Here is a 21,859-nt window from a genome sequence, read left to right as displayed (position 1 = left end):
TCTGCGGTGGTGGATCACAAACTATCACTCCGTGAACGACATGTCTACTGAGTGAGATTAGTTGGACGACGGTTGCATGGGAGGATGACGGCATGGCAGACGGCGCCGCCGACGACGGCGGGATCGAGATCCTCAGCAAGGCCGGTGCGATCATCGACGCACTCGCCGAGACGACCGCGTTGACGGTGAGCGCGCTCGCGGACGCCGTCGGCGAACCGACGAGCTCGACGTACCGGCTGCTGCAGAGCCTCACCGCGATGGGCTGGGTCGACGCCGCACCCGCCCGCGGCACCTACCGGCTCGGCCTCGCGTGCATGGAGATCGGCGGGGTGCTCGAGGACTCCCTCGACGTCCGCGGCCTCGCGCTGCCCCGGATGCGCGCCCTCCGCTCGACCGCCGGGGTCGCTGCCCTCCTCTGCTACCGCCGCGGGACCCGCGCCGTGTGCGTCGAACGCATCGAGGGGCACGACGTCCGCTCGGTGGCGATGCAGGTCGGCGACTCGCTGCCCCTGCACGTCGGCGGAGCGCCGATGGCCCTGCTGGCGTTCCTGCCCGCCGGGGAGCAGCACGCGGTCGTCGACGAGCTGCTCGCCGCCGAGGGACTGCCGTACCCGGTGCCGTCGGCCGACGACCTCGGTGCGCAGATCCAGGCCACGCGCGACCGCGGGTACGCCCGGTCCGACCAGGACGTCACGATCGGGATCGCCGCGTTCGGCAGCCCGGTCTTCAACCACCGCGGGGAGCTCGTCGCCGCCGTCTCGATCAGCGGGCTGCGTGAGCGGCTCGTGGAGCGGGAGTCCGAGCTCGGGGCGCTGGTGATGGCCACGGCGGCGGAGATCAGCGCCGACCTGGGCTTCTCCGCGGCGGGCGTCCTCGCCCCCGCCGGGGAGGCGGTGCGTCGTGGCTGAGCGCAAGCCGATGCGGGTCCTCGCCAACTCGATGGCCGTCGTCGAGGCCCTCGCCGAACGCGGCGACCTCTCCCCCGCCGAACTCGCCGAGGCCACCGGGCTCCCCCGCCCGAGCGTCTACCGCTTCATCGACGGGCTCAAGGCCGTCGGCATGGCGACCACCACGGACGAGAACCGCGCGCGCCTCAGCGTGAAGTGGCTGCACCTGGCCGACGCGGCCCGCGACGCGATGACCGAGTGGTCCGCGGCACGGCAGGTCCTCGACGCCCTCGCCGAAGCCACCGAGCAGACCGTGTTCCTGACGGTGCCGCGGGGTGACGAAGCGGTCTGCATCGACTGGGCCCCCGGCCGTGGGATCGGCGTGCTGACCCTGGCGCCGGGGCGGTCGCTCCCGCTCTACGCCGGTGGCGCCGGCCGGCTCGTGCTCGCCTACGCCCGCGACGTCGAGGAGTACCTGACGGACGGACCGGACCGTCGGCCGCTGACCAGCCAGACGATCGTCGACGCCGACGCCCTCCGCCACGACGTGACGACGACCCGGTCCAAGGGCTACACCCTGTCGCTCGACGACGCCACCATCGGGATCGGGGCGCTCGCGTTCCCCGTGCTCGGCACCGGCGGCGAACTGCTCGGGTGCCTGTCGATCGCGGGTCGGTCGGTGGACGTCCGGGAACGCACCGACGAGTTCATCGCGGCGGCGCAGGGTGCGGTGGCGGAACTGCAGCGCGGGGCCGCCAGCGAACTGACGACCCCGCTCTGAACTCGACCGGCCCGGCGGGCCGGCTGGCCCGGCGGGCCGGCTGACCCGGCGAGCCGGCTGGCCCGGCGGGCCGGCCGGCTCGTGCTGCTACCAGCTCACCGCGATGTACTGCGACTCCATGTACTCCAGGAGTCCCTCGGCGCCGCCCTCGCGGCCGATGCCGGACTCCTTCATCCCGCCGAACGGTGCGGCCGGGTCGGACACCAGGCCGCGGTTCAGCCCGACCATGCCGGACTCGATCCGTCCGCTGACGCGCAGACCCCGAGCGAGGTCCTGCGTGTAGACGTAGGAGACCAACCCGAACGGGGTGCCGTTGGCGAGCCGGACGGCGTCGTCCTCGGTGTGGAAGGTCACGACGGGCGCGACCGGCCCGAAGATCTCCTCCTTGAGGATGCGGGCGTGCTCGGGGACGTCGCTCAGCACGGTCGCGGGGTAGAACCACCCGGGCCCGTCCGGGGACGCACCGCCGGTGAGCACCGTCGCCCCGTCCTCCTTCGCGCCGTCGACGAGCCGCGCGATGTCGTCGCGAGCACCCTCGTTCACCATCGGGCCGAGCTGGACGTCGGGGTCCAGGCCGTCTCCGGTCCGGAGTGCGCCCATCGCCTCGGCCAGCCGGGAGGAGAACTCCGCGGCGACGCCTTCCTGCACGTAGAAGCGGTTCGCGGCCGTGCAGGCCTCGCCGCCGTTGCGCATCTTCGCGATCATCGCGCCGGTGATCGCGGCGTCGAGGTCCGCGTCGTCGAACACCACGAACGGGGCGTTGCCGCCGAGCTCCATCGACGTGTTCACGACGGAGTCCGCCGCGAGCTTCATGAGCTTCACGCCGACCTCCGTGGAGCCGGTGAAGGAGAGCTTCCGGGCACGCGGGTCGCGCACCATCTGCTCGACGACCGTGCCGGAGGACCGGCTCGGCAGCACGTTGAGGACACCGGCGGGCAGGCCCGCCTCCTCGAAGAGCTTGCCGATCGCGAGCGCGGTGAGCGGGGTGTCGCTCGCCGGCTTGAGGACGGTGGTGCAGCCGGCGGCGAGCGCCGGCCCGATCTTCCTGGTGGCCATCGCCGCGGGGAAGTTCCACGGCGTCACGAGGATCGCGATGCCGATCGGTCGGTGCTCGACGAGGATCTTGTTCGCGCCGCCGGGCGCCGTCTGCAGCGAGCCGGGGATCCGGACGGCCTCTTCCGCGTACCAGCGGAGGAACTCGGCGGCGTAGACGACCTCGCCGCGGGCGTCCGCGAACACCTTGCCGTTCTCCGCCGTGATGAGCCGGGCGAACCAGTCGGCGCGCTCGATCATCAGGTCGTAGGCGCGGGACAGGATCTCGGAGCGCTTGCGGGGCGGGGTCGCCGCCCAGTCGGCCGCCGCGTCGGCGGCGGCGTCGACCGCCGCCTGCGCGTCGTTCCGGGTGCCGCTCGAGACGGTCGCGATCACGCTGCCGTCGACGGGGTTGTGGACGTCGAAGGTCGCGCCGTCCGAGGCGGGGCGTTCCACCCCGCCGATCAGGAGGCCCGTGGGGACCCCGGCGACGATGGCAGCCGGGTGCGTTGTCGAGTCCAGGACGTCGGTCGCGTCGGTCATGAGTGCTCCAGTTCTCGCACGCGCGGGGCGGACTGCGTCAGGTAGAGCCGCTGGTCGCGCTTCTTCTCGTCGTAGGTGGCGCGGGCGTCCTTCGTGCTGTCGAGGGTCGAGACCTCGGCCACGGGGACGTCCCACCAGGCGCCGGAGCCGCCGAAGCGACCCTGGGCGTCGACGCGGACGTAGACGACGCTGGTGCCGTCGTACGCACGGGCGTCGTCGAGTGCCGTGCGGAAGGTGTCGGCGGTGTCGGCGGAGAACACCTCGGCGCCGTAGCTCGCCGCGTTGGCGACGAAGTCGACCTCGAGGCGGCGGCCGTCGTGGCGGAGTGCTTCGCCACGCTCGTTGAAGCGGGTGCCGAAGGTCTGCGAGCCGAGCGTCTCCGACAGCGCGGCGATGGAGCCGTACCCGTAGTTGTCGACGATGACGATCGTCATGCGGAGGTGCTCCTGCACCGCGGTCATGATCTCCTGCGACATCATCAGGTACGACCCGTCGCCGACGAGCACGTGGACGCGGCGGTCCGGTGCGGCGAGCTGTGCGCCGACACCGCCCGCGACCTCGTAGCCCATGCACGAGTTGCCGTACTCGATGTCGTAGCCCTTGGGGCTGCCCGGACGCCAGAGACGGTGCAGGTCACCCGGCATCGACCCGGCGGCGTTGATGACGACGTCGTCGGCCTCGGCGGAGGTGTTGAGCAGTCCGAGCATCTCGGCCTGGGACAGCGTCGGGCTGTCCTGCACCTCGATGATGCGGTCGACCTCGGCACGCCAGTCACTGGCGGCCTGCTCGTTCGACGCGACGACGTCGGCGTCGAGCGTGAAGCCCTCGAGTGCGGCGCGGAGCTCGGCGAGGGTCTCGCGGGCGTCGCCGACGAGGGGGATGCCGGACTCCTTGAACGCGTCGACCTCGGCGACGTTGATGTTCACGAACGCCACGTCGGGGTTCTGGAACATGGTGTTCGAGGCCGTCGTGAAGTCGGTGTAGCGGGTGCCGATGCCGATGACCACGTCGGCCTCGTTCGCGATGGAGTTCGCGTACGCCGAGCCGGACGAGCCGAGCGCGCCGAGTGCGAGCCGGTGCTCCCAGGGCATGCCCGCCTTGCCGGCCTGCGTCACGCCGACCCCGATGCCGGTCGACTCGGCGAAGCGGACGAGCTCGTCGGTCGCGTCCGAGTACACGACACCGCCACCGGCGATGATGACGGCGTTCTTCGCGCCCTTGATCAGCTCGGCCGCGCGCTGGATCGCCGCGCGGTCCGGACGGTTGCGGGCGACGTGCCAGACGCGGTCGGAGAACAGTGCCTCCGGGAAGTCGAACGCTTCGGCCTGGACGTCCTGCGGCACCGCGATGGTGACCGCGCCGGTGTCGGCGGGGCTGGTGAGGACGCGCATCGCCTCGAGCAGTGCCGAGGCGAGCTGCTCCGGCCGGTTGATCCGGTCGAAGTAGCGCGAGACCGCGCGGAAGGAGTCGTTCGCGGTGACGTCCATCGCGTACGGGTGCTCCTGCTGCTGCAGGACGGCGCCGGTCGACCGGGTCGCGAACGCGTCGGACGGGAAGAGCAGCACCGGGATGTGGTTCACCGTCGCGGTGCCGGCGCCCGTGACCATGTTGGTCGCGCCGGGGCCGATCGACGTGGAGACGGCGAGCGCGCCGAGGCGGTTCTTCATCTTCGCGTAGCCGGTGGCGATGTGGACCATGCCCTGCTCGTTGCGGCCCTGGTAGTACGGGAACACGTCCTGGTACTGCAGGAGCGCCTGTCCGAGCCCGGCGACGTTGCCGTGGCCGAAGATGCCGAACGCGCCGCCGAAGAACGGACTGGTGACCCCGTCACGTTCGACGTGCTGGGCCTGCATGAACTCGACGATCGCCTGGCCCACCGTGAGGCGGCGGGTCGGCTGAGGGTGTTGCGCCATTGCGAACTTCCTTCTGTGGTGGGTCAGGGGCGGACGGGGACGAACGGGACACGGGGGTCCGTGCCGAGGGCGTCCCACTTGGCACGGGCGGGTGCGAGCGCGGGGTCCTCGGCGGCCTGCAGGGTGCGCTCCGGCGCGGGCCCGGCGAGCACGTTGAGGTAGTAGAGGTCCTGGTCGTGGGCCGCGACGGTGGTGTGGTACCCCCAGGGGATGAGGCAGATGTCGCCGTCGCGCACGGGGACGTCGAGGTCGAAGTCGCGCTCGGGGCTGTACACCCGCTGCAGCGCCCACCCGTTCTCCGGGTCGCGGAGGCGGTAGTAGTAGACCTCCTCGAGCTGCGCTTCGCCGTCGATGTCGTGCTCGTGCTTGTGCGGCGGGAAGCTGGACCAGTTGCCGCCGGGGGTCCACACCTCGACGATGTGCAGCCGGTCCGCGGGGAACGCGGGCGACATCGGCGTCGAGACCTGGCGCGTGGCGGTGCCGCCGCCGCGCGTGGCGGATCCGACGTCGTCCGGCGTGACGAGGACGACCTCGTGCTGCTCGGTGGCCGGGGCCGTCGCGATCGCGAGTTCGGCACCGGGGGTGGCGGTGATCGTCACGGCGGTGTCCCGCGGGACGTAGAGCGTGTGTCCGAGCCCGTCGAAGACCGTGTCGCGACCGCCGATGCGGTACTCGTCACCGCCGACGGTGAGGACGAGGTCGCCGTGCAGGTTCACGAACGCCCGCTCGTTGCCGTCGGCCGGCAGTTCGACCGTCTCGCCGTCTCCGAAGGTCTTCACCTGGAAGGTGACGAACTCCCATCCTGCGATCTCCGGGGTGATGACGTCCCATGCGCCGTGCTTGAGCACCTGCGGGTCGACCATGTCTGATCCTCTCTGCGTCGTTGCGTCGGACTGAATGAGCATAGCGCTTTTATCGCTGAATGGACGAAACGTCCGCTGTAGGGAAATCCGCTTCCGCGAGCCGGAGGCAGCGGAGCGTCGTGTCCCGGGCCGCGTCCAACGCGTCCGGGAGGCTCTTGGCGCGGTGCTCGACGGAGAGCATCTCCACGCCCCACGGACCGTCCCAGCCGAGCTCCGCCATCGTGCGGAGGAACCCCACGACGTCCTGGGCGCCCTCGCCGGGGTAGCGACGGTTGTCCCGGGTGTCCTCGAACAGCGTGCGACCGGCCTGCGGTTCGGCGTCGGCGTCGTTCACCTCGACGCCGACCACGGTGGCCGGGTCCAGGGTGCGCCGGAGCTCCTCGAGCGAGGTGTCGGCGCGGAACACGTGCCACGAGTCGACGACGAGTCCGGCGTGCGGGTGGTCGACGGCGCGGACGAGCTCGGACCCCTGCGGCATCGAGGAGATCCCGGCGAACGGGAGCGGTTCGAGTGCCAGCCGCGTGCCGATCTCCGCCGCCTCGTCGGCCAGCGCCCGGAACGGCCCGACGTACGGGTCGAGCGAGTCCACCGTGGGCGCGGGCGGCGGCCCGATCTTCACCATCGGACTCCCGAAGGCGCGGGCGGCGTCACGGAGCAGGTCCCAGCGGGTGCGCCACGGGGTCTCCGCAGGGTCCCGCCACCAGTCCTTGACGAGCTCGACCTCGAGGTGCCGGATGCCGACGCGGTCCGCGTGCTCGCGGAGCGCGTCGAAGCCGATCGTGTCGCGGACCACCTCGAGGTCGTCGACGACGAACCCGAGCCCGACGTAGCCGGCGTCCGCGGCCGCACTGACGCGCTCCCGGGCGGAGAACGAGCTCCGCTCCGAGGGCCCGTCGGGCAGTCCCGTGCCCGCGGTCGTCCAGCAGGTGGCGACGAGGTCGCGGTTTATCGGGCTCATCGTGACAGGTCGACCGCGACGGACTGGCCGGTGCGTGCGGAGCGGTCCGCGGCGTCCGCGAGCACGAGGGCGGCACGGCCGTCCTCGAACCCGGGGCTCCGCGAGGGCTCGCCGCGCACGGCCTTGAGGAACTCGACGACCTCGAGCCGGTACGCCTCCGCGTAGCGCTGCAGGAAGAAGGTCTGGTACGGCTCCAGGGACTCGACCGCGTCGGCGCTCCACCGGCGCACGAGGGTGTCCGTCTGGTTGCCGACCTGCAGCAGCCCCTCGGAGCCGAAGACCTCGAAGCGCTGGTCGTACCCGTAGGACGCGTGCCGCGAGTTCGTGATGACCACGAGCTCGTCGTCCGCCCCACGGAGGGTCACCACGGCGGAGTCGAAGTCACCGAGCTCGCGGGCCGTCGCACTGAAGGTGTTCGCGCCGCGGGCCGTCACCTCGACGATGTCCGGCACGAAGAACCGCGCCATGTCGAGGTCGTGGATCGTCATGTCCCGGAAGATGCCGCCGGATGCGCCGAGGTACGCCGCCGGCGGCTCGGCGGGGTCGCGGCTCGTGATGAGGACCTGCTCGAGCGTGCCGATCTCCCCCGCGCTGACGCGACGCTGCAGCTCGGTGAAGTGCCGGTCGAAGCGGCGGTTGAAGCCGAGGACGATCGGGATCGTCGCGGCGGCGGCCTTCGCGCGGAGGCGGTCCACCCGGGCCAGGTCGAGGTCGATCGGCTTCTCGCAGAGCACCGGCACACCGGCGTCGATGGCGGCGTCGATCAGGTCGACGTGGGTCGCGGTCGGTGCGGCGATGATCACCGCGTCGACCTCGCCCGAGGCGAACACCTCGGCCGGGTCCGTGCTCACCTTGCCGCCGTACTCGGCGGCGGTGCGCTCGGCGCCCTCCACGAACGGGTCACAGACCCACGCGAGCTCCGCGTCGTCGATGGCGGCCACGCTCATGGCGTGGACCTGTCCGATGCGACCGGTGCCGAAGAGGCCGATCCGGGTCTGTTGCGTCATTGCAATCTCCTGGGTGGTGGGTTGTGCCGCGTGGTCTACGCGGTGGTGCGGGGCCGGACGGGGCGTCCGGTGTGGAACGACTCCGCGGCCGCCTCGGCGAGCGCGGTGGCGACGAGTCCGGCGGCGGGGGGCGTCAGGCTCTCCGATCCTCCGCGGATCATCCGGACGAAGTGGGCGATCTCCTCTTCGAACGCCGGGACGAAGCGGTCGCCGAACGTGTCGTAGGGGTTCGACGGTGCGCTGCCGCCCGGTTCGGTGGAGGTGATCGGGGTGCGTGGACCGTAGCCGGCACCGTACGCGCCCTTCGAGCCGGTGACCTCGAGCCGGACGTCCTGGCCCGCGTCGCTGCGGCGGAGCGCGCCGATGCTGCCGACCGCGCCCGATGCGAAGCGGAGCGTCACCATCGCGGTGTCGGTGTCCTGGTGGTCGCCGTAGACGGGCTCGTCGAGCACGGAGCCGATCATCGAGACCTCGACGACGGGGTCGCCGACCGTCCACGGGATGATGTCGAAGTCGTGGACGAGCAGGTCGAGCCACATGCCGTGCGACTGCGGGATGTAGTCGACGGGCAACGCGTAGTGGTCGTTCTCCGTCGCCTGCACGAGCCGGAGCGTGCCGACGTCGCCATCGAGGACGTGCTGCCGGAGCCGCTGGTAGCCCGGGTCGTAGCGACGGTGGAACGCGACCATGATCGGTGTGCCCGTCGCGTCGAGGTCCCGGGAGAGCTCGGTCAGCTCGTCGACGCCGAGGGCGAGCGGCTTCTCGATGAGCAGCGGGGTGTGCGAGCCCGCGACGACCCGGGCGAGCTCGGCGTGCGTGTCCGTGGCCGAGGCGACGAGGATCCCGTCGAGCGAGGGCAGGACGTCGGCGAGCGGGTCGACCGTGGTCGACACCGGCGCCCAGACGTCCGACCCGGGCGCCCCGGACTCCGTGGTCTGCTCGGCGTCCCGCTGCGCCGCCAGCCGCGCCCGGACCGACTCCGTCCGTCCGGCGTCGCGGCCGATGAGCACGACCTCGTCGACGCCGGGCGTCCGCGCGAGGTTCCGCGCGTGCATCGCGCCGATGCGACCGAGTCCCGCGACGCCGACCCTCATCGTGCGACCTCGGCGGCCTCGAGCTCGGCGACCAGCGCGCGGACGTACTCGACGCTCGCGCGGGCGTCCTCGATCGGGCCGGTGCCGGCGGCCGGCTCCTCGAGCACGACCTTGTCCTGCTCGAGCACGATCCAGCCGTCGAACCCGGCCTGCACCATGCTGGTCAGGATCGCGCGGATGTCGACGTCGCCCTGTCCGACCGGGCGGTAGAGGATGTCGGCCTTGATCGCGTCGAAGTAGCTGATCTCGCCATCCGCGACCCGGCGCATGCCCTCGAGCGACACGTCCTTGAGGTGCATGTACGCGATGCGGTCGGTGTGCTCTGCGGCGAAGCGGACCGGGTCCGTGCCGCCGAGGAACAGGTGCCCGGTGTCGAAGCAGAACGGGATGGTGGAGCCGGCGAGGACGGCGTCGACGTCGTCCTTCGTCTCCACGACCGTGCCGACGTGCGGGTGCAGGGTCGCGGTGACACCGACGGCCGCCGCGGCCTCGGTGATGCGGTCGAGGTTGGCGAAGAGCGTCGCCCACTGTTCGTCGGTGAGCGGCTCCCGCTGGGCGTCGTACCCGGTCTGCTCGCTGTCCGCGCAGACCACGAGGACGGTCGCGCCGGATGCCGCGTAGTCCGCGAGCTCCTGCTCGATGCGGGGCAGTGGGTCGATGCCGGGCTGGTGTGCGATGACGGGCACGAAGCTGCCGATCGCGGTCATCCCGAACTCGGCCAGGCGGGCGGCCTTGTCCTCGGGCGCCGGGGGCAGGAAGCCCTGCGCGCCGAGCTCGGTGGCCTCGAACCCGAGGGAGGTCATCTCGGCGAGGACGCGTTCCGGGGGCAGCTGGTAGCCCCAGCCGTCCACCTCGCTGACACCCCAGGAGATCGGTGCGGTGGCGATGCGGAGACTCATGCGCGTGCCCCTTCGGTGGTGTTCGTGCGGACGTTGGCGGTCGCGCCCGGTTCGACGGGCAGGTCGACCCACTGGCCGGACTCCGCCGACTCCTCGGCGGCGCTCAGCACGCGGGCCGATGCGACGGCGTCGTGGATGTTGGACCCGGTGGCCTCGCCCCCGGTGGCGGCGGTGAGGAACTTGGCGGCCTCGATGACCTTGAGGTCGTCGTAGCCCATGCTCGTGCCGGAGCTCGGCTGGAAGCGGGAGTAGTCGGGGAAGTACCCGTCCGCGAACGCGCGGGTGTAGCCGACGTGCTGCCCGGTGCGGGCCAGGGCGACCTCGAGCTCGTTGAGCCGCTCGAAGTCCCAGCGGACCGAGCCCTCGGTGCCGAAGACCTCGAACGCGTACTCGGAGCGCGGACCGACGGCGATGCGCGACGCCTCGAGGTTGCCGATCGCACCGGCGCCGACCGCGGACTCGTCGAAGCGGACGAGCATCGTGGCGTAGTCCTCGTTCTCGACGGGGAGCAGCTTGCCGGCGTCGGGCGTCCCCGGCAGGCCGGGACGCTCGGTGAGGTAGGTGCCGGTCGCGGCGGAGATCGAGCCGATCGGACCGAGGACGTAGTGCATGAGGTCGACGAGGTGGCCCATCAGGTCGCCGAGGACACCGCTGCCCGAGGTCGCGCGGACGAAGCGCCAGGTCAGCGGGTCCTCGGGGTTCGAGGAGAACCCGCCGAAGAACCGGCCGCGGACGTTCGTGATCCGGCCGAGCGAACCGTCGAGGACGAGCTGGCGGGCGTGCTGCACGGCGGGGACGTGCCGGTAGTTGAAGCCGATCGTGGTGGCGACACCCGCGGCATCGGCGGCCGCGGCCACGGCTTCGGTCTCGGCGGCGCCACGACCGACGGGCTTCTCGATCCAGAACGGCTTGCCGGCCTCGGCGGCCGCGATGCCGATCTCGGCGTGCAGGGAGTTGGGGGCGCAGATCGAGACGACCTCGACCTCGGGGTCGGCAAGGACCTCGCGGTAGTCGGAGACGACCTTCTCGTAGCCGAGGACGTCCGCGGCGTAGTCGCGACCGGCGGGGGCGACGTCGGCCGCTGCGACGAGGCGGGGGCGGATGCCGAGCTCCGGGTAGAGGAGCGGGAGGAGGGCGTAGGAGCGCGAGTGCAGTCGCCCCATCCACCCGACGCTGATGAGTCCGACACCGACGGTGCGGGGCGCGCTGTTCTCTGTCACAGGGGGCTCCTTTGCTTCCTGGTTTGAACCGGTCCAAAATCTTGGACCGGTTCAATGTACGACCGTCGATCCGACGATGTCAACCGCGTGCGGTGCGGTCAGCGGCGCGCGGGCACGGACGACGCCCGGATCCGCAGCGTGGGTGCGACGAGCACCTCGCCCGGGTTCTCCTCGGAGAGCAGGAGCTCGGCCGCGCGGTGGCCGATCGTGGCGTTGTCCGGGTCGACCGACGTCAGTCCGACCGCCCCGAGCGCGGCGAGGTACGTGTTGTCGTACCCGGTGACGGCGACCGAGTCCGTCAGGCCCCGCTGCCGGAGCGCGGCCGTCACGCCGATCGCGGCGAGGTCGTTGACCGCGGTGATCGCGGTCGGCGGCTCGTCGAGGTCGAGGAGCGCCTGCGCCGCCCGGAAGCCCGCCGCCTCGGAGAAGTCGCTCTCCGCGACGAGCCCGGCGTCGAGGCCGCGCTCCCGCATCGCGGCGACGAACGCATCGGCGCGACCCGAGGCCACCCGACCGCCGGCTCCCCCGACGTGCCCGATCCGGTGGTGCCCCAGCCCGGCGAGGTGGTCCACGACGAGCCGGACACCGACCTCGTCGTCCCCGCGCACGGTCGCGGCGCCGGCGAGCCGGTCCGGTCGGGCACTGGCGATGACGATCCGGGCGGACCCCATCGCCTCCACCACGAGGTCCATGCTCGGCACCGATCCCACCACGATGAGCCCGGAGGGCTGCAGGTCGCCGAGCATCGCGACCGCCTCGAGGTCCAGGTGGGCACCCGCGCCGGGGAGCACCGCGCTGGTCATCAGCCCGAGCCGGCCACCCGCCGACAGCGAGAGCCTCGCGGCGTCCACCACCTCGGCGAACACCGGGTTCCGGGAGTCAGCGACGAGGATCCCGACGAAGTCGTCCCGCGCCCCGTTCAGCGAGCGGGCGACGCGGTTCGGGCGGAACCCGAGCGCGTCGGCCGCGTCCAGGATCCGCCGGAGCCGCTCCTGGCTGACCGACTCCGGCGAACTGAACGCGAGCGAGACCAGCGACTTGGAGACCGCCGCCCGCTCGGCCACGTCACGCATGGTCGCGCGTCGTGCCGTCGCCGTGGACCCGTCGTCAGCCATGGACCACATCTTGCAGCACGGTCACCGCTCGTCGCGACCGGCCCGCTTCGCCTTGCCCTTGATCGTGTCGATGTAGATCGCGCCGGTCGTCACCTCTTCCTCGAGCTTCTCGAGCGACCAGCCGCGGGTCTCCGGCACCTGGGTGACGATGAAGACGAGCGCGATGCCACCGATGACCGCGAAGAGGAAGAACGTGCCGGTGATGCCGATGCCCTCGATGAGCGACGGCACGTAGAGCGCGAGCACGCCGTTCATCAGCCAGCCGGCGAAGGCCGCGATGCCGGTCCCGAGTCCACGCATGTTGAGCGGGAAGATCTCGGCGAGCCAGACCCACACGGCGATGTTCAGGCAGGACTGCATCGAGAGCACGAACGCGCAGATGAGGAAGAGCAGCACGTACGGCCGGATCGGGTTGCCGTCCGGGATCACCAGCGACGAGACGCCGATCAGGATGTGGCAGGTGGTCGTGAGCGACAGGCCGAGGATGAAGGTCTTCCGCCGGTCGACGCGGTCCATGTTGCGGAGCGCGATGATCCCACCGACGACCGCCAGGATCCCGGGGGCGATGTTCGCGATCAGGGCGGCGTTCGCCCCGAAGCCGGACTGGATCAGGATGCGCTGGCCGTAGTACATGATCGAGTTGATCCCGGTGACCTGCTGCGCGATGGCGACGCCGCAGCCGATCAGGACGATGCGGATGAGCCAGCGGCTGGAGAGCAGCGCCTTGAGCCCGTTCAGCCGGGTCTCGCTCGGCTCTTCGGACGTGATCTTGCGGATCTCCTCGAGCTCGACGGCGGCGCGGTCCTCGTTGCGGACCGTCTTCAGGACCGCCAGGGCGCGCTCGTCGTGGCCGTGCTCGACCAGCCAGCGCGGGGACTCCGGCATCCTGAGCATGCCGATGAACAGCGCGGCTGCCGGGATCGAGCAGATGAAGAACATCACGCGCCAGACGCCGCCCTCGTCGCCGAGGACGATCCCGATGACCGCGTTGATGACGAACGCGGCGAGCTGCCCGCTCACGATCGCGAGCTCGTTGCGGCCGGTGATCATGCCGCGGATCTCGAGCGGAGCGAGCTCCGCCAGGTACACGGGGACGACGATCGACGCGGCACCGACCGCGAGTCCGACCGTGATGCGTCCGGCGAGCAGCACCTCGAAGTTCGGGGAGAACACGGCCAGGAGCGTGCCGCAGAAGAAGAAGACCGCCATCGCGATGATGGTCGACCGGCGGCCGATGCGGTCGGACACCGGCCCGCCGACGAGCCCGCCGACCGCTGCTGCGAAGACGAGGGAGGAGATGACGACGCCGAGGCCGATGTCGTCGAGGCCCAGCTGCGACTGGATCGAGATCTCGGCGCCGTTGCTGACGCCGGTGTCGTAGCCGAAGAGCAGGCCGCCGAGGCAGGCCACGACCGAGATGAGACCGATCCGCTTGCGGTGCGGGCCGGTGGTCAACGGTGGGAGTTCGAGTGTTCCGCGCGGTTGTCCTTGTCCAGACATCAAGACTCCTTCGTCGTGTCGAGCCCAGTGTCCCCGGGCATGCCTTCCTCCCAGGTTCTCACACACCGGACTAAGTGTCCACAAAACGGAAGGTGCGTACTCCATGAAAGAAGACCTTGCGGCAGGGTCACCCGTATCGTATCGTTTGCCGGACAACTTGTTCGTTGAGTAGTAACTCGACGAACTATCGCCACCAACGGAGGTGGCAGATGGAGGCCTTCAATGAAGAAAGTCGTCACTCGAGCAGCGATCGCGGTTGCGTCGATCGCGCTCCTCGCGGGATCGCTCTCCGCGTGCTCGAACGGTTCCCAGGCAGCGTCGTCCGGCGGTGGTGGATCCGCCTCGAACGCCAAGATCGGCCTCTTGCTGCCGGACTCGGTCACCGCGCGCTTCGCGAGTGCCGACCGCCCGCTCTTCACTGCGCGCATCAAGAAGAAGTGCCCGGACTGCTCGGTCCTCTACCAGAACGCCGGGGGCGACGCGTCGAAGCAGCAGCAGCAGGCGCAGGCGATGCTCACGCAGGGCGTGAAGGTGCTGGTCCTCGACGCCTTCGACGGCGAAGCGGCCGCCTCGATCGTCAGCCTCGCGAAGTCGAAGAACGTCCCGGTCGTGTCCTACGACCGGCTCATCAACTCGGGTGACCTCAGCGCCTACATCTCCTTCGACAACAACAAGGTGGGCGAGCTGCAGGCCACGGCCCTCGTCGACCGCATGAAGGACCTCGGCATCGCCGACGACGCCGGCGTCCTCGAGGTCAACGGCTCACCGACGGACAACAACGCGTCGCAGTTCAAGGCGGGCGCGCAGTCCGTGCTGTCGAAGACGAGCTTCGACGTGCTCGGCGAGTACGACACCCCCGGATGGGACCCGGCGAAGGCACAGGCCTGGGCCGCTGGTCAGATCTCGAAGGTCGGCGTCACGAACATCAAGGGCATCTACGCCGCGAACGACGACACCGCTGGCGGCGTCATCTCGGCGATGCAGGCGGCCGGCGCCACTGACCTGCCGCCGATCACCGGCCAGGACGCGACGCTCGCCGGGCTCCAGCGGATCCTCGCCGGCAAGCAGTACATGACCGTGTACAAGGCGTTCAAGCCCGAAGCGCAGGGAGCGGCGGACCTCGCCCTCGAACTGGCCGCCGGCAAGAAGGCCTCGACGACGAGCACCGTGAAGACCGCCAGCGGCAAGAGCGTCCCGTCGGTGATCCTCACACCGGTGGCCGTCACCGCCGACAACATCAAGGACACCGTCGTGAAGGACGGACTCTTCACCGCGAAGGACATCTGCACCGCGCAGCTGGCCGCCGCTTGCACGAAGTACGGCATCAAGTGATCCGCCGGGAGGGGGGTCACTCCCCCTCCCCTGAATGCAAGGAGTCCTCGTGACCATCGCGGAACCCACCCCCGTCACCGTCCAGAAGGACCTGGTGATGTCCCTCCAGGGCATCAGCAAGCGCTTCGGCGCCGTCCAGGCCCTCTCGGGCATCGACTTCAACGTGCACGCCGGTGAGGTCGTCGCCATCGTCGGGGACAACGGCGCCGGCAAGAGCACCTTCGTCAAGATCCTCGCCGGCGTCTACACCCCGGACGAAGGCACGATCACGTTCGAAGGCGAACACGTGCAGATCGGCTCCCCGGCCGCTGCGCAGTCGCTCGGCATCGCGACGGTCTTCCAGGACCTCGCACTCGCCGACAACCTCGACGTCGTCTCCAACCTCTTCCTGGGGCGCGAGATCTCGACCTTCGTCCTCGACGAGGAGGCGATGGAGGCGAAGTCGTGGGAGCTGCTCCGACAGCTGTCGGCGCGGATCCCGTCGGTGCGCATCCCGATCGCATCGCTCTCGGGAGGGCAGCGACAGACCGTCGCGATCGCCCGATCACTCATCGGGGACCCGAAGGTCGTCATCCTCGACGAACCGACCGCCGCCCTCGGCGTCGCGCAGACCGCCGAGGTCCTGAACCTCGTCGAACGTCTCCGTGACCGAGGGCACGGTGTGGTGCTCATCAGCCACAACCTCGCCGACGTCCGCGCAGTCGCGGATCGCGTCGTCGTGCTCCGCCTCGGCCGCAACAACGGCGACTTCGCCGTCGCCGACGTGAGCTACGAGGACATCATCGCCGCGATCACCGGTGCCACAGACAACGCAGTCACCCGTCGCGCCGCCGCGCAATCCGAACGAGAGACCGACCAATGAGCAGCACCCGCCAGAGCAAGCGGCCACGAGGCACCTCTCCTGACCCCGTCACCATGAGCACGCCGACCTCCCGCGCTGCAGCGGACCTCCAGGACGAGCGGCTCCTCCGCGAAGAAGGCATCCGCGGTGCCGTCACCAGCTTCACCCGTCGGGTCCGCGCAGGCGACCTCGGCAGTCTGCCCGTCGTCGTCGGACTCGTCGTCATCTGGGTGGCGTTCGGGATCCTGACACCCGGGGGGAGCTTCCTCTACGCGACGAACCTCGTCGACCTCGCCGTGCAGTGTGCGGCGGCCGGCACCATCTCGATCGGCATCGTCCTCGTCCTGCTCCTCGGCGAGATCGACCTCTCCGTCGGTTCCGTCAGCGGCCTCGCCGCGGCGATCCTCGGAGTCGGACTCACGCAGCTGCACTGGCCGCTGATCGCGGTGATCGCCGTCGCGCTCGGCGTCGGTGCACTCATCGGCCTGCTGTACGGCCTGCTGTACACGCGGTTCGGCGTCCCGAGCTTCGTCATCACGCTCGCGGGGCTGCTCGCGTTCCTCGGCGTGCAGCTGCTGGTCCTCGGCCAGAACGGCTCGATCAACCTGCCGACCGAGTCGTTCATCGTGCAGTTCGCGCTCTTCTCCTACCTGCCGCCGTGGCTCGTCTACACACTCGCGGTGCTCGCCGCGGGCGGCACGCTGTTCGCCGACCTCCGTCGCGATGCCCGGCGGAGCCGTGCCGGCCTGTCGACGGGCGCCAAGTCGCTCGTGATCACCAAGGCGGTGCTGCTCCTCGTCGGGCTCTCCGCGATCGGCTGGTACCTCTCGACCGACCGCGGCACCGGGACGTCCTTCGTGTTCTTCGTCCTGCTCGTGGTCATCATGAACTACCTCGTGAAGCGCACGAAGTGGGGCCGGTCGATCTACGCCGTGGGTGGCAACGTCGAGGCCGCTCGCCGGTCCGGCATCAAGGTGCGGCTCGTGTACATCTCGGTGTTCATGCTCTGCTCGGTGTTCGCCGTCATCGGTGGGCTCCTGGCGTCCGCCCACCTGTCCGCCGCGACCCTCAGCTCGGGCGGCGGTGACGTCAACCTCAACGCGATCGCTGCGGCTGTGATCGGCGGCACCAGCCTCTTCGGCGGCCGCGGCAACATCTGGTCGGCACTGCTCGGCGTGATCGTCATCCAGTCCATCGCGAACGGCCTGAACCTGCTGAACTTCGAGGACTACACCCGGTACATCGTCACCGGAGCCGTCCTGCTCCTCGCGGTCATCATCGACTCGCTCTCGCGTCGCTCCCGGGCGAGTCACGGTGCCGCCTGACCGGAACCACGACACGGGACGGGCCCCTCGGCAGCAGCCGAGGGGCCCGTCCCGTTGTGTGCGGCAGGATCGGACGCATGGACGTCGTCACCTGGACCCTCGAGTCGCGCACACCTCCGACCGCTCCGCCCCGGCCCGTCCCGGCTCCGGTGCGGCTCGACCGGACGAGTGCGGTCGACCCCGAGTACGCCCGGTTCCTCTACGGGTACGTCGGCGGCGCCTGGCGGTGGACCGATCGGCTCGACTGGACCCGGGAGCAGTGGGCGGAGGAGCTCGCGGTCCCCGGCACGGTGTTCCTGCTCCCGAGCGCCGACGGCGTCCCCCTCGGCTACGTCCAGCTCCAGCCCGTCCCGCACGACGACGGCGTCCACGTCGAGATCCGCTACTTCGGCCTGGCCGCGCCCGGCCTCGGACGCGGGCTCGGCGGCCCGCTCCTCGAACACGCGATCGCGACCGCCTGGTCGCTCCCCGACGCGGTGCGCGTCTGGGTGCACACGTGCGACCTCGACGGACCGGCGGCCCGCCCGAACTACGAGGCCCGCGGCCTCGTCCTCTGCGACACCGCACACAGCGACGAGGACGTTCCGGACGCACCGCTCGGCGCGTGGGTCTCCACGGGTGGGCGGTGACCAGATGACGGCCGGGAGGCTCGTGGCGGCCCCGCCACGAGCCTCCAGGCCGGTCTGCTGGTGACGTCGCGAGCCGCCGGCCGACGTCCTAGGCCGTCGCGTCCTGCATCTCGTGCTCGATGTCCGTCAACGACTTGCCGCCGGTCTCCGGGACCGCGCGCCACACGAACACGACGCCGGCCACTCCGATGACCGCGAAGGCGATGAACGTCCAGGACCCGCCGATCGCGTGGACCACCGGCAGGAACGCCAGCGACACCGCCCAGTTCGCGAGCCACAGGAACACCCCGGCGACGCCCATGCCGATGCCGCGCACCGCTGACGGCACCAGCTCGGAGATGATCAGCCACGTCGTCGTCGCGACCGCGGACTGCTGGAACGCCAGGAACAGCACCATCACGCCGAGCGTCAGGTAGCTGAAGCCGGGACCGCGCTCCGTGAGCGGGAAGGTGGCACCGAGCGCGACGAGGGACACGACCCCGCCCAGGGAGCCGCCGATCAGCAGCTTCTTGCGCGGCACCCGGTCGACCAGGCGCAACCCGACGAGCGTCGCGACGACGCTGATGACACCGATCGCGATCGTCGCGACCACGGCGGTCGACGACGGCAGCCCGGTGTCCACCAACAGGGTCGGTGCGAAGTAGATCACGGTGTTGACACCCGTCGCCTGCTGCAGGATCGCGACCCCGACGGCGATGAGCACGGAGCGCCGGATCCACGGCTGCCGGAACCCGCTCCACCCCTGGCTCTCGGACGACTGCGACTCCTGCGCCTGGCGGATGGTGCGGAGTTCCCGGTGCGCCTCACGCTCGGGGTAGGTACGGCGGAGGACCTGCAGTGCGTCACCCGCGCGGTCCCGCATCCGGTACCACGTCGGGGTGTCGGGCAGCAGGAACATGCCGACGACGAGGACCACGGCCGGGACCGCCGCGAGCCCGAGCATCCAGCGCCACGCGCCGTACTGCGCGAGCCACGCGTTCACCAGGTAGGCGAGCAGCTGCCCGGTGACGATCATCAGCGAGTTGAGCGAGACCAGGCGTCCGCGGATGTCCGACGGCGCCATCTCGGCGATGTAGAGCGGGACGATGATCGAGGACACCCCGACCGCCAGCCCCAGCACCACGCGACTGACCAGCAGGACGGCGTAGTCCGGGGCGAAGGCGCACCCGATCGTCGCGACGATGAACACCGCACCGGCGAGCACCAGGGCGAGCCGGCGGCCGACGCGGTCGGCGACCCGGCCGCCCGCCAGTGCGCCCACCGCGGCGCCGATGAGCAGCACGCTCGTGACCATGCCCTCCTCGAAGACGCCGAGGTCGAAGTCCGAGGACACGTAGAGCAGCGCGCCGGAGATCACGCCGGTGTCGTAGCCGAAGAGCGCTCCGCCCACTGCGGCGACCGCGGCGACGACGCGGACGAAGCGCTTCCGCGCGCGGGCGTCCGGCGGCAGCACCGGGATGTGCGTCGTCTCGATGCCGGGCTCGTAGGCGCTGCGGTCCTCGGGGGTGCGGGTCCGCGGGGCGCGGGCTGGCAGGGGCATTGTCGTCCTTCGATGTGCGGTGGTGGCACATCGACGGTGATGCCCTCGGGTCTGATCCGTCACGAGCGTACGCATGCGTTCGCAACGATCGTTACCAGACCCCCAGGTTTCCCGTCGGGTGGACGATGTATCGACCCGACGGGAACCGCCGCTACTTCGTGAGGACCGCTGCGACCTCCGGGATCGCGTCGATGTACCCGCGCACCAGGTCCCGCGCGACGGTGACGCTGTCGACCAGGGGGTGCAGGGCGAACGCCTTGAGGGCCTCGTCCTTGGAGCCGGTGAGCGCGGCGGCGATGGTGTGCCGCTCGACGGCCTTGACCTGGCTCATCAGGCCGATCTGGTGCAGGTCCGGCTGGTCGGTCGTCATCGGGTGCACGCCGTTCGCGTCGACCATGGTCGGCACCTCGACCACCGCGTCGCGCGGGAGCCCGGCGATGGTGCCGTTGTTCCGGACGTTGAGGATCATCGTCTGGCGCTCGTTGCGGCTGATCGCTGCCATCACGCCGAGCGCGACGCCCGCGTAGCCCTGGTGCGACGGGTCGGTCTCGCGTTCCTTCGGGTCGAGCGGTTCGTCCTGCGTGCCGCCCTTGGCCTCGGCCATGTAGGACGCACTGCGGCGGGCGACGGTCTCCCGCCAGAGGTCGGCGACGCCGTTGCCGGCCGCGCTGGCCCGGTCGTAGAACGCGGACTGGCTCTCGGCCAGGAAGTCACCGCGGGTCTTGCCGGAGCCGACGATCGAGCGCACGGCATCGCGGTTGAAGTAGTAGTAGAAGAGGTACTCGTTCGGGATCGAGCCGAGCGAACGGATCCAGTCCAGGCCGAAGACGTGTCCCTCTTCCATCGCCCCGAGGCGCTCGTCGTCGGCCATCAACTCCGGCAGGACGTCGCGGCCGTCGTACATCACGCGGCGCATCCAGCCGAGGTGGTTCAGGCCGACGTAGTCCATCTGGACGCGGGTGTGGTCGAGCCCGAGCATGCCGGCCACCCGGCGACCGAGGCCGGACGGGGTGTCGCAGATGCCGAGCACGCGGTCGCCGAGGACGGTCTGCATCGCCTCGGTGATGATGCCGGCGGGGTTCGTGAAGTTCATCACGTACGCGTTCGGGGCGAGGTCGCGGATGACCTTCGCGGCCTCGACCATGACGGGCACGGTACGGATGGCGTAGGCCAACCCGCCGGGACCGGTGGTCTCCTGCCCGAGGACGTCCAGGTCGAGCGCGACGTGCTCGTCGCAACGGCGCCCCTCGAGCCCGCCGACACGCAGGGCGGCGAACACGTAGTCGCTGCCCTCGACCGCGCGGTGCAGGTCGGTCGTGGGCTTGAGCACCGGGGCGTCCGGGAAGTCGGCGGCGAGCTCGGTCAGGATCGCGACCATCGCGTGCAGCCGGGCCTCGTCCACGTCGTAGAGCGCGACCTCTTCCACGCGCGGCGAGCCGGTGTCGCGGAGCAGTGCCTGGTACACGTACGGCGTGCGGAACCCGCCGCCTCCGAGGATGCAGAGCTTCATGTGGTGATGACCTCTCCGCCGGCGTTCCGGCTGTGTGCGAGTGTTTCGTCGGGGGCGCCGGTCGTGGTGATCAGCGTGTCGACATCGGTGAGGGAGCAGAGCCGGAGGGCCCCGGTCCCGGGGAACTTCGCTTCGGACGCGAGCAGGACGACCCGCTCGGCGGCGGCGATCATCGACTGCTTGATCGGGGCCTCGACCGCCATGTTGTCCACGACGTGCCCGTTGGCGCGGACGCCCGTGCACGACAGGAAGAGCAGGTCGGCGCTGACGTGCTCGAGGGCCGCTTCGGCGAGGGAGCCGACGAGCGTCCGGTAGTTGCGGCGGACGACGCCACCGAGCAGGACCAGGCGGACGGCCTCGTCGTCGCGGAGGACGTCGAACACGGCGAGGTTCGTCGTGATGACCGTGATGTCGCGGCCGCGGAGCAGCTCGGCGATCTGCGGCGTGGTGGTCCCGATGTCGAGGATGACGACCTGGCCGTCCTGCACCATCGCGGCAGCGGCCACCGCCATCCGGCGCTTGAGGTCGAGGTCGCCGGCCTGCTCGAACGGGGTCTCGATCGGCTCGCCGTCGTCACCGTCCTGCGCGGTCTGGCCGGGCGCGAGCACGGCGCCGCCCCAGGTGCGGACGAGCTCGCCGTTGCGGTCGAGCATCTCGAGGTCGCGGCGGATCGTCGCTGCGCTCACGGACAGGGCGTCGGCGAGCTCCTGGACCGAGGCGGCGCCCTCGACGCGCAGCGCCTTGATGATGCGGTTCTGCCGCTCTCGCAGGATCATGGCGCCACTGTATCCGAACTCGCGCACTGTCACGCAAACTCGTGCAGTGCAGTTTGCGTTCTGCGCAGACTTAACAAATCTGGCGCAATCGAGT

General features: G+C 70.7%; 19 protein-coding genes. 6 read left to right on the top strand and 13 right to left on the bottom strand.

What is annotated here, in order from left to right:
* Positions 1–92: 92 nt before the first annotated feature.
* Entirely contained in the window at positions 93–908 is an 816-nt protein-coding gene (locus tag EDF24_RS03700; protein ID WP_123655258.1) for an IclR family transcriptional regulator, read from the top strand.
* Positions 901–1,668, top strand: coding sequence for an IclR family transcriptional regulator (locus EDF24_RS03695; protein WP_123655257.1), 768 nt, complete (start codon positions 901–903; stop codon positions 1,666–1,668). Before EDF24_RS03700 ends, EDF24_RS03695 begins: the two co-directional genes overlap by 8 nt.
* 87 nt (positions 1,669–1,755) lie before the next feature.
* Here the strand turns inward: EDF24_RS03695 and EDF24_RS03690 are convergent, their stop codons facing one another.
* The 10 genes from EDF24_RS03690 to EDF24_RS03645 form a co-directional block, all read right to left on the bottom strand.
* A complete protein-coding gene (locus EDF24_RS03690) occupies positions 1,756–3,243 on the bottom strand; it encodes an NAD-dependent succinate-semialdehyde dehydrogenase (RefSeq protein ID WP_123701129.1) in 1,488 nt (495 codons plus the stop codon).
* The gene (gene iolD, locus EDF24_RS03685) at positions 3,240–5,156 is read right to left on the bottom strand and encodes a 3D-(3,5/4)-trihydroxycyclohexane-1,2-dione acylhydrolase (decyclizing) (protein ID WP_123655255.1); all 1,917 of its coding nucleotides are present in this window, start codon (positions 5,154–5,156) and stop codon (positions 3,240–3,242) included. Before iolD ends, EDF24_RS03690 begins: the two co-directional genes overlap by 4 nt.
* 23 nt (positions 5,157–5,179) lie before the next feature.
* Positions 5,180–6,019 carry a 5-deoxy-glucuronate isomerase gene (iolB, locus tag EDF24_RS03680; protein ID WP_165931320.1) on the bottom strand — a complete coding sequence of 280 codons (840 nt, stop codon included), beginning with the start codon at positions 6,017–6,019 and terminating at the stop codon, positions 5,180–5,182.
* 49 nt (positions 6,020–6,068) lie between these two features.
* Entirely contained in the window at positions 6,069–6,977 is a 909-nt protein-coding gene (locus tag EDF24_RS03675) for a sugar phosphate isomerase/epimerase (protein WP_123701127.1), read from the bottom strand.
* Positions 6,974–7,984, bottom strand: a complete 1,011-nt coding sequence (iolG, locus tag EDF24_RS03670) for an inositol 2-dehydrogenase (protein ID WP_123701126.1) — start codon at positions 7,982–7,984, stop codon at positions 6,974–6,976. The genes EDF24_RS03675 and iolG overlap by 4 nt, the downstream gene beginning before the upstream one ends.
* 35 nt (positions 7,985–8,019) lie before the next feature.
* Positions 8,020–9,078 carry a Gfo/Idh/MocA family oxidoreductase gene (locus EDF24_RS03665; protein WP_123701125.1) on the bottom strand — a complete coding sequence of 353 codons (1,059 nt, stop codon included), beginning with the start codon at positions 9,076–9,078 and terminating at the stop codon, positions 8,020–8,022.
* Complete coding sequence (locus EDF24_RS03660; protein ID WP_123655250.1) at positions 9,075–9,977, bottom strand: sugar phosphate isomerase/epimerase; 903 nt, start codon at positions 9,975–9,977, stop codon at positions 9,075–9,077. The genes EDF24_RS03665 and EDF24_RS03660 overlap by 4 nt, the downstream gene beginning before the upstream one ends.
* The gene (locus EDF24_RS03655; RefSeq protein ID WP_260233344.1) at positions 9,974–11,197 is read right to left on the bottom strand and encodes a Gfo/Idh/MocA family protein; all 1,224 of its coding nucleotides are present in this window, start codon (positions 11,195–11,197) and stop codon (positions 9,974–9,976) included. The genes EDF24_RS03660 and EDF24_RS03655 overlap by 4 nt, the downstream gene beginning before the upstream one ends.
* Before the next feature lie 98 nt (positions 11,198–11,295).
* A complete protein-coding gene (locus tag EDF24_RS03650; protein ID WP_165931322.1) occupies positions 11,296–12,312 on the bottom strand; it encodes a LacI family DNA-binding transcriptional regulator in 1,017 nt (338 codons plus the stop codon).
* Positions 12,313–12,333: 21 nt separating this feature from the next.
* Positions 12,334–13,812, bottom strand: coding sequence for a sugar porter family MFS transporter (locus EDF24_RS03645; protein ID WP_123655248.1), 1,479 nt, complete (start codon positions 13,810–13,812; stop codon positions 12,334–12,336).
* A gap of 222 nt (positions 13,813–14,034) precedes the next feature.
* Between EDF24_RS03645 and EDF24_RS03640 the strand changes: the two genes are divergently transcribed.
* The 4 genes from EDF24_RS03640 to EDF24_RS03625 all read left to right on the top strand — a co-directional run bounded on the left by EDF24_RS03640 (position 14,035) and on the right by EDF24_RS03625 (position 17,939).
* The gene (locus tag EDF24_RS03640) at positions 14,035–15,144 is read left to right on the top strand and encodes a sugar ABC transporter substrate-binding protein (RefSeq protein ID WP_123655247.1); all 1,110 of its coding nucleotides are present in this window, start codon (positions 14,035–14,037) and stop codon (positions 15,142–15,144) included.
* A gap of 97 nt (positions 15,145–15,241) precedes the next feature.
* On the top strand, positions 15,242–16,006 hold the full coding sequence (locus EDF24_RS03635) for an ATP-binding cassette domain-containing protein (RefSeq protein ID WP_243698218.1): 765 nt from the start codon (positions 15,242–15,244) through the stop codon (positions 16,004–16,006).
* A gap of 53 nt (positions 16,007–16,059) precedes the next feature.
* Entirely contained in the window at positions 16,060–17,310 is a 1,251-nt protein-coding gene (locus EDF24_RS03630; protein ID WP_123655245.1) for a sugar ABC transporter permease, read from the top strand.
* 77 nt (positions 17,311–17,387) lie between these two features.
* Positions 17,388–17,939 carry a GNAT family N-acetyltransferase gene (locus tag EDF24_RS03625; RefSeq protein WP_123701123.1) on the top strand — a complete coding sequence of 184 codons (552 nt, stop codon included), beginning with the start codon at positions 17,388–17,390 and terminating at the stop codon, positions 17,937–17,939.
* 88 nt (positions 17,940–18,027) lie between these two features.
* On the opposite strand, the gene EDF24_RS03620 is transcribed toward EDF24_RS03625, so the two are convergent.
* The 3 genes from EDF24_RS03620 to EDF24_RS03610 all read right to left on the bottom strand — a co-directional run bounded on the left by EDF24_RS03620 (position 18,028) and on the right by EDF24_RS03610 (position 21,765).
* Entirely contained in the window at positions 18,028–19,479 is a 1,452-nt protein-coding gene (locus tag EDF24_RS03620) for a sugar porter family MFS transporter (protein WP_123701122.1), read from the bottom strand.
* A gap of 151 nt (positions 19,480–19,630) precedes the next feature.
* Positions 19,631–20,989, bottom strand: a complete 1,359-nt coding sequence (locus EDF24_RS03615) for a 6-phospho-beta-glucosidase (RefSeq protein WP_123701121.1) — start codon at positions 20,987–20,989, stop codon at positions 19,631–19,633.
* Positions 20,986–21,765, bottom strand: a complete 780-nt coding sequence (locus tag EDF24_RS03610) for a DeoR/GlpR family DNA-binding transcription regulator (protein WP_123655236.1) — start codon at positions 21,763–21,765, stop codon at positions 20,986–20,988. The genes EDF24_RS03615 and EDF24_RS03610 overlap by 4 nt, the downstream gene beginning before the upstream one ends.
* Between the last annotated feature and the right edge of the window lie 94 nt (positions 21,766–21,859).

Source organism: Curtobacterium sp. PhB130 (assembly GCF_003755165.1).
GTDB lineage: Bacteria > Actinomycetota > Actinomycetes > Actinomycetales > Microbacteriaceae > Curtobacterium.
This window is presented reverse-complemented; position numbering and strand designations above follow the sequence as displayed.

Bases quoted from the DNA above. Each gene is read 5' to 3' on its own strand.
- EDF24_RS03700 (WP_123655258.1), top strand. From the start codon at position 93: ATGGCAGACGGCGCCGCCGACGACGGCGGGATCGAGATCCTCAGCAAG.
- EDF24_RS03690 (WP_123701129.1), bottom strand. From the start codon at position 3,243: ATGACCGACGCGACCGACGTCCTGGACTCGACAACGCACCCGGCTGCC.
- iolD (WP_123655255.1), bottom strand. From the start codon at position 5,156: ATGGCGCAACACCCTCAGCCGACCCGCCGCCTCACGGTGGGCCAGGCG.
- iolB (WP_165931320.1), bottom strand. From the start codon at position 6,019: ATGGTCGACCCGCAGGTGCTCAAGCACGGCGCATGGGACGTCATCACC.
- EDF24_RS03675 (WP_123701127.1), bottom strand. From the start codon at position 6,977: ATGAGCCCGATAAACCGCGACCTCGTCGCCACCTGCTGGACGACCGCG.
- iolG (WP_123701126.1), bottom strand. From the start codon at position 7,984: ATGACGCAACAGACCCGGATCGGCCTCTTCGGCACCGGTCGCATCGGA.
- EDF24_RS03665 (WP_123701125.1), bottom strand. From the start codon at position 9,078: ATGAGGGTCGGCGTCGCGGGACTCGGTCGCATCGGCGCGATGCACGCG.
- EDF24_RS03660 (WP_123655250.1), bottom strand. From the start codon at position 9,977: ATGAGTCTCCGCATCGCCACCGCACCGATCTCCTGGGGTGTCAGCGAG.
- EDF24_RS03650 (WP_165931322.1), bottom strand. From the start codon at position 12,312: ATGGCTGACGACGGGTCCACGGCGACGGCACGACGCGCGACCATGCGT.
- EDF24_RS03645 (WP_123655248.1), bottom strand. From the start codon at position 13,812: ATGTCTGGACAAGGACAACCGCGCGGAACACTCGAACTCCCACCGTTG.
- EDF24_RS03640 (WP_123655247.1), top strand. From the start codon at position 14,035: ATGAAGAAAGTCGTCACTCGAGCAGCGATCGCGGTTGCGTCGATCGCG.
- EDF24_RS03635 (WP_243698218.1), top strand. From the start codon at position 15,242: ATGTCCCTCCAGGGCATCAGCAAGCGCTTCGGCGCCGTCCAGGCCCTC.
- EDF24_RS03630 (WP_123655245.1), top strand. From the start codon at position 16,060: ATGAGCACGCCGACCTCCCGCGCTGCAGCGGACCTCCAGGACGAGCGG.
- EDF24_RS03625 (WP_123701123.1), top strand. From the start codon at position 17,388: ATGGACGTCGTCACCTGGACCCTCGAGTCGCGCACACCTCCGACCGCT.
- EDF24_RS03620 (WP_123701122.1), bottom strand. From the start codon at position 19,479: ATGCCCCTGCCAGCCCGCGCCCCGCGGACCCGCACCCCCGAGGACCGC.
- EDF24_RS03615 (WP_123701121.1), bottom strand. From the start codon at position 20,989: ATGAAGCTCTGCATCCTCGGAGGCGGCGGGTTCCGCACGCCGTACGTG.
- EDF24_RS03610 (WP_123655236.1), bottom strand. From the start codon at position 21,765: ATGATCCTGCGAGAGCGGCAGAACCGCATCATCAAGGCGCTGCGCGTC.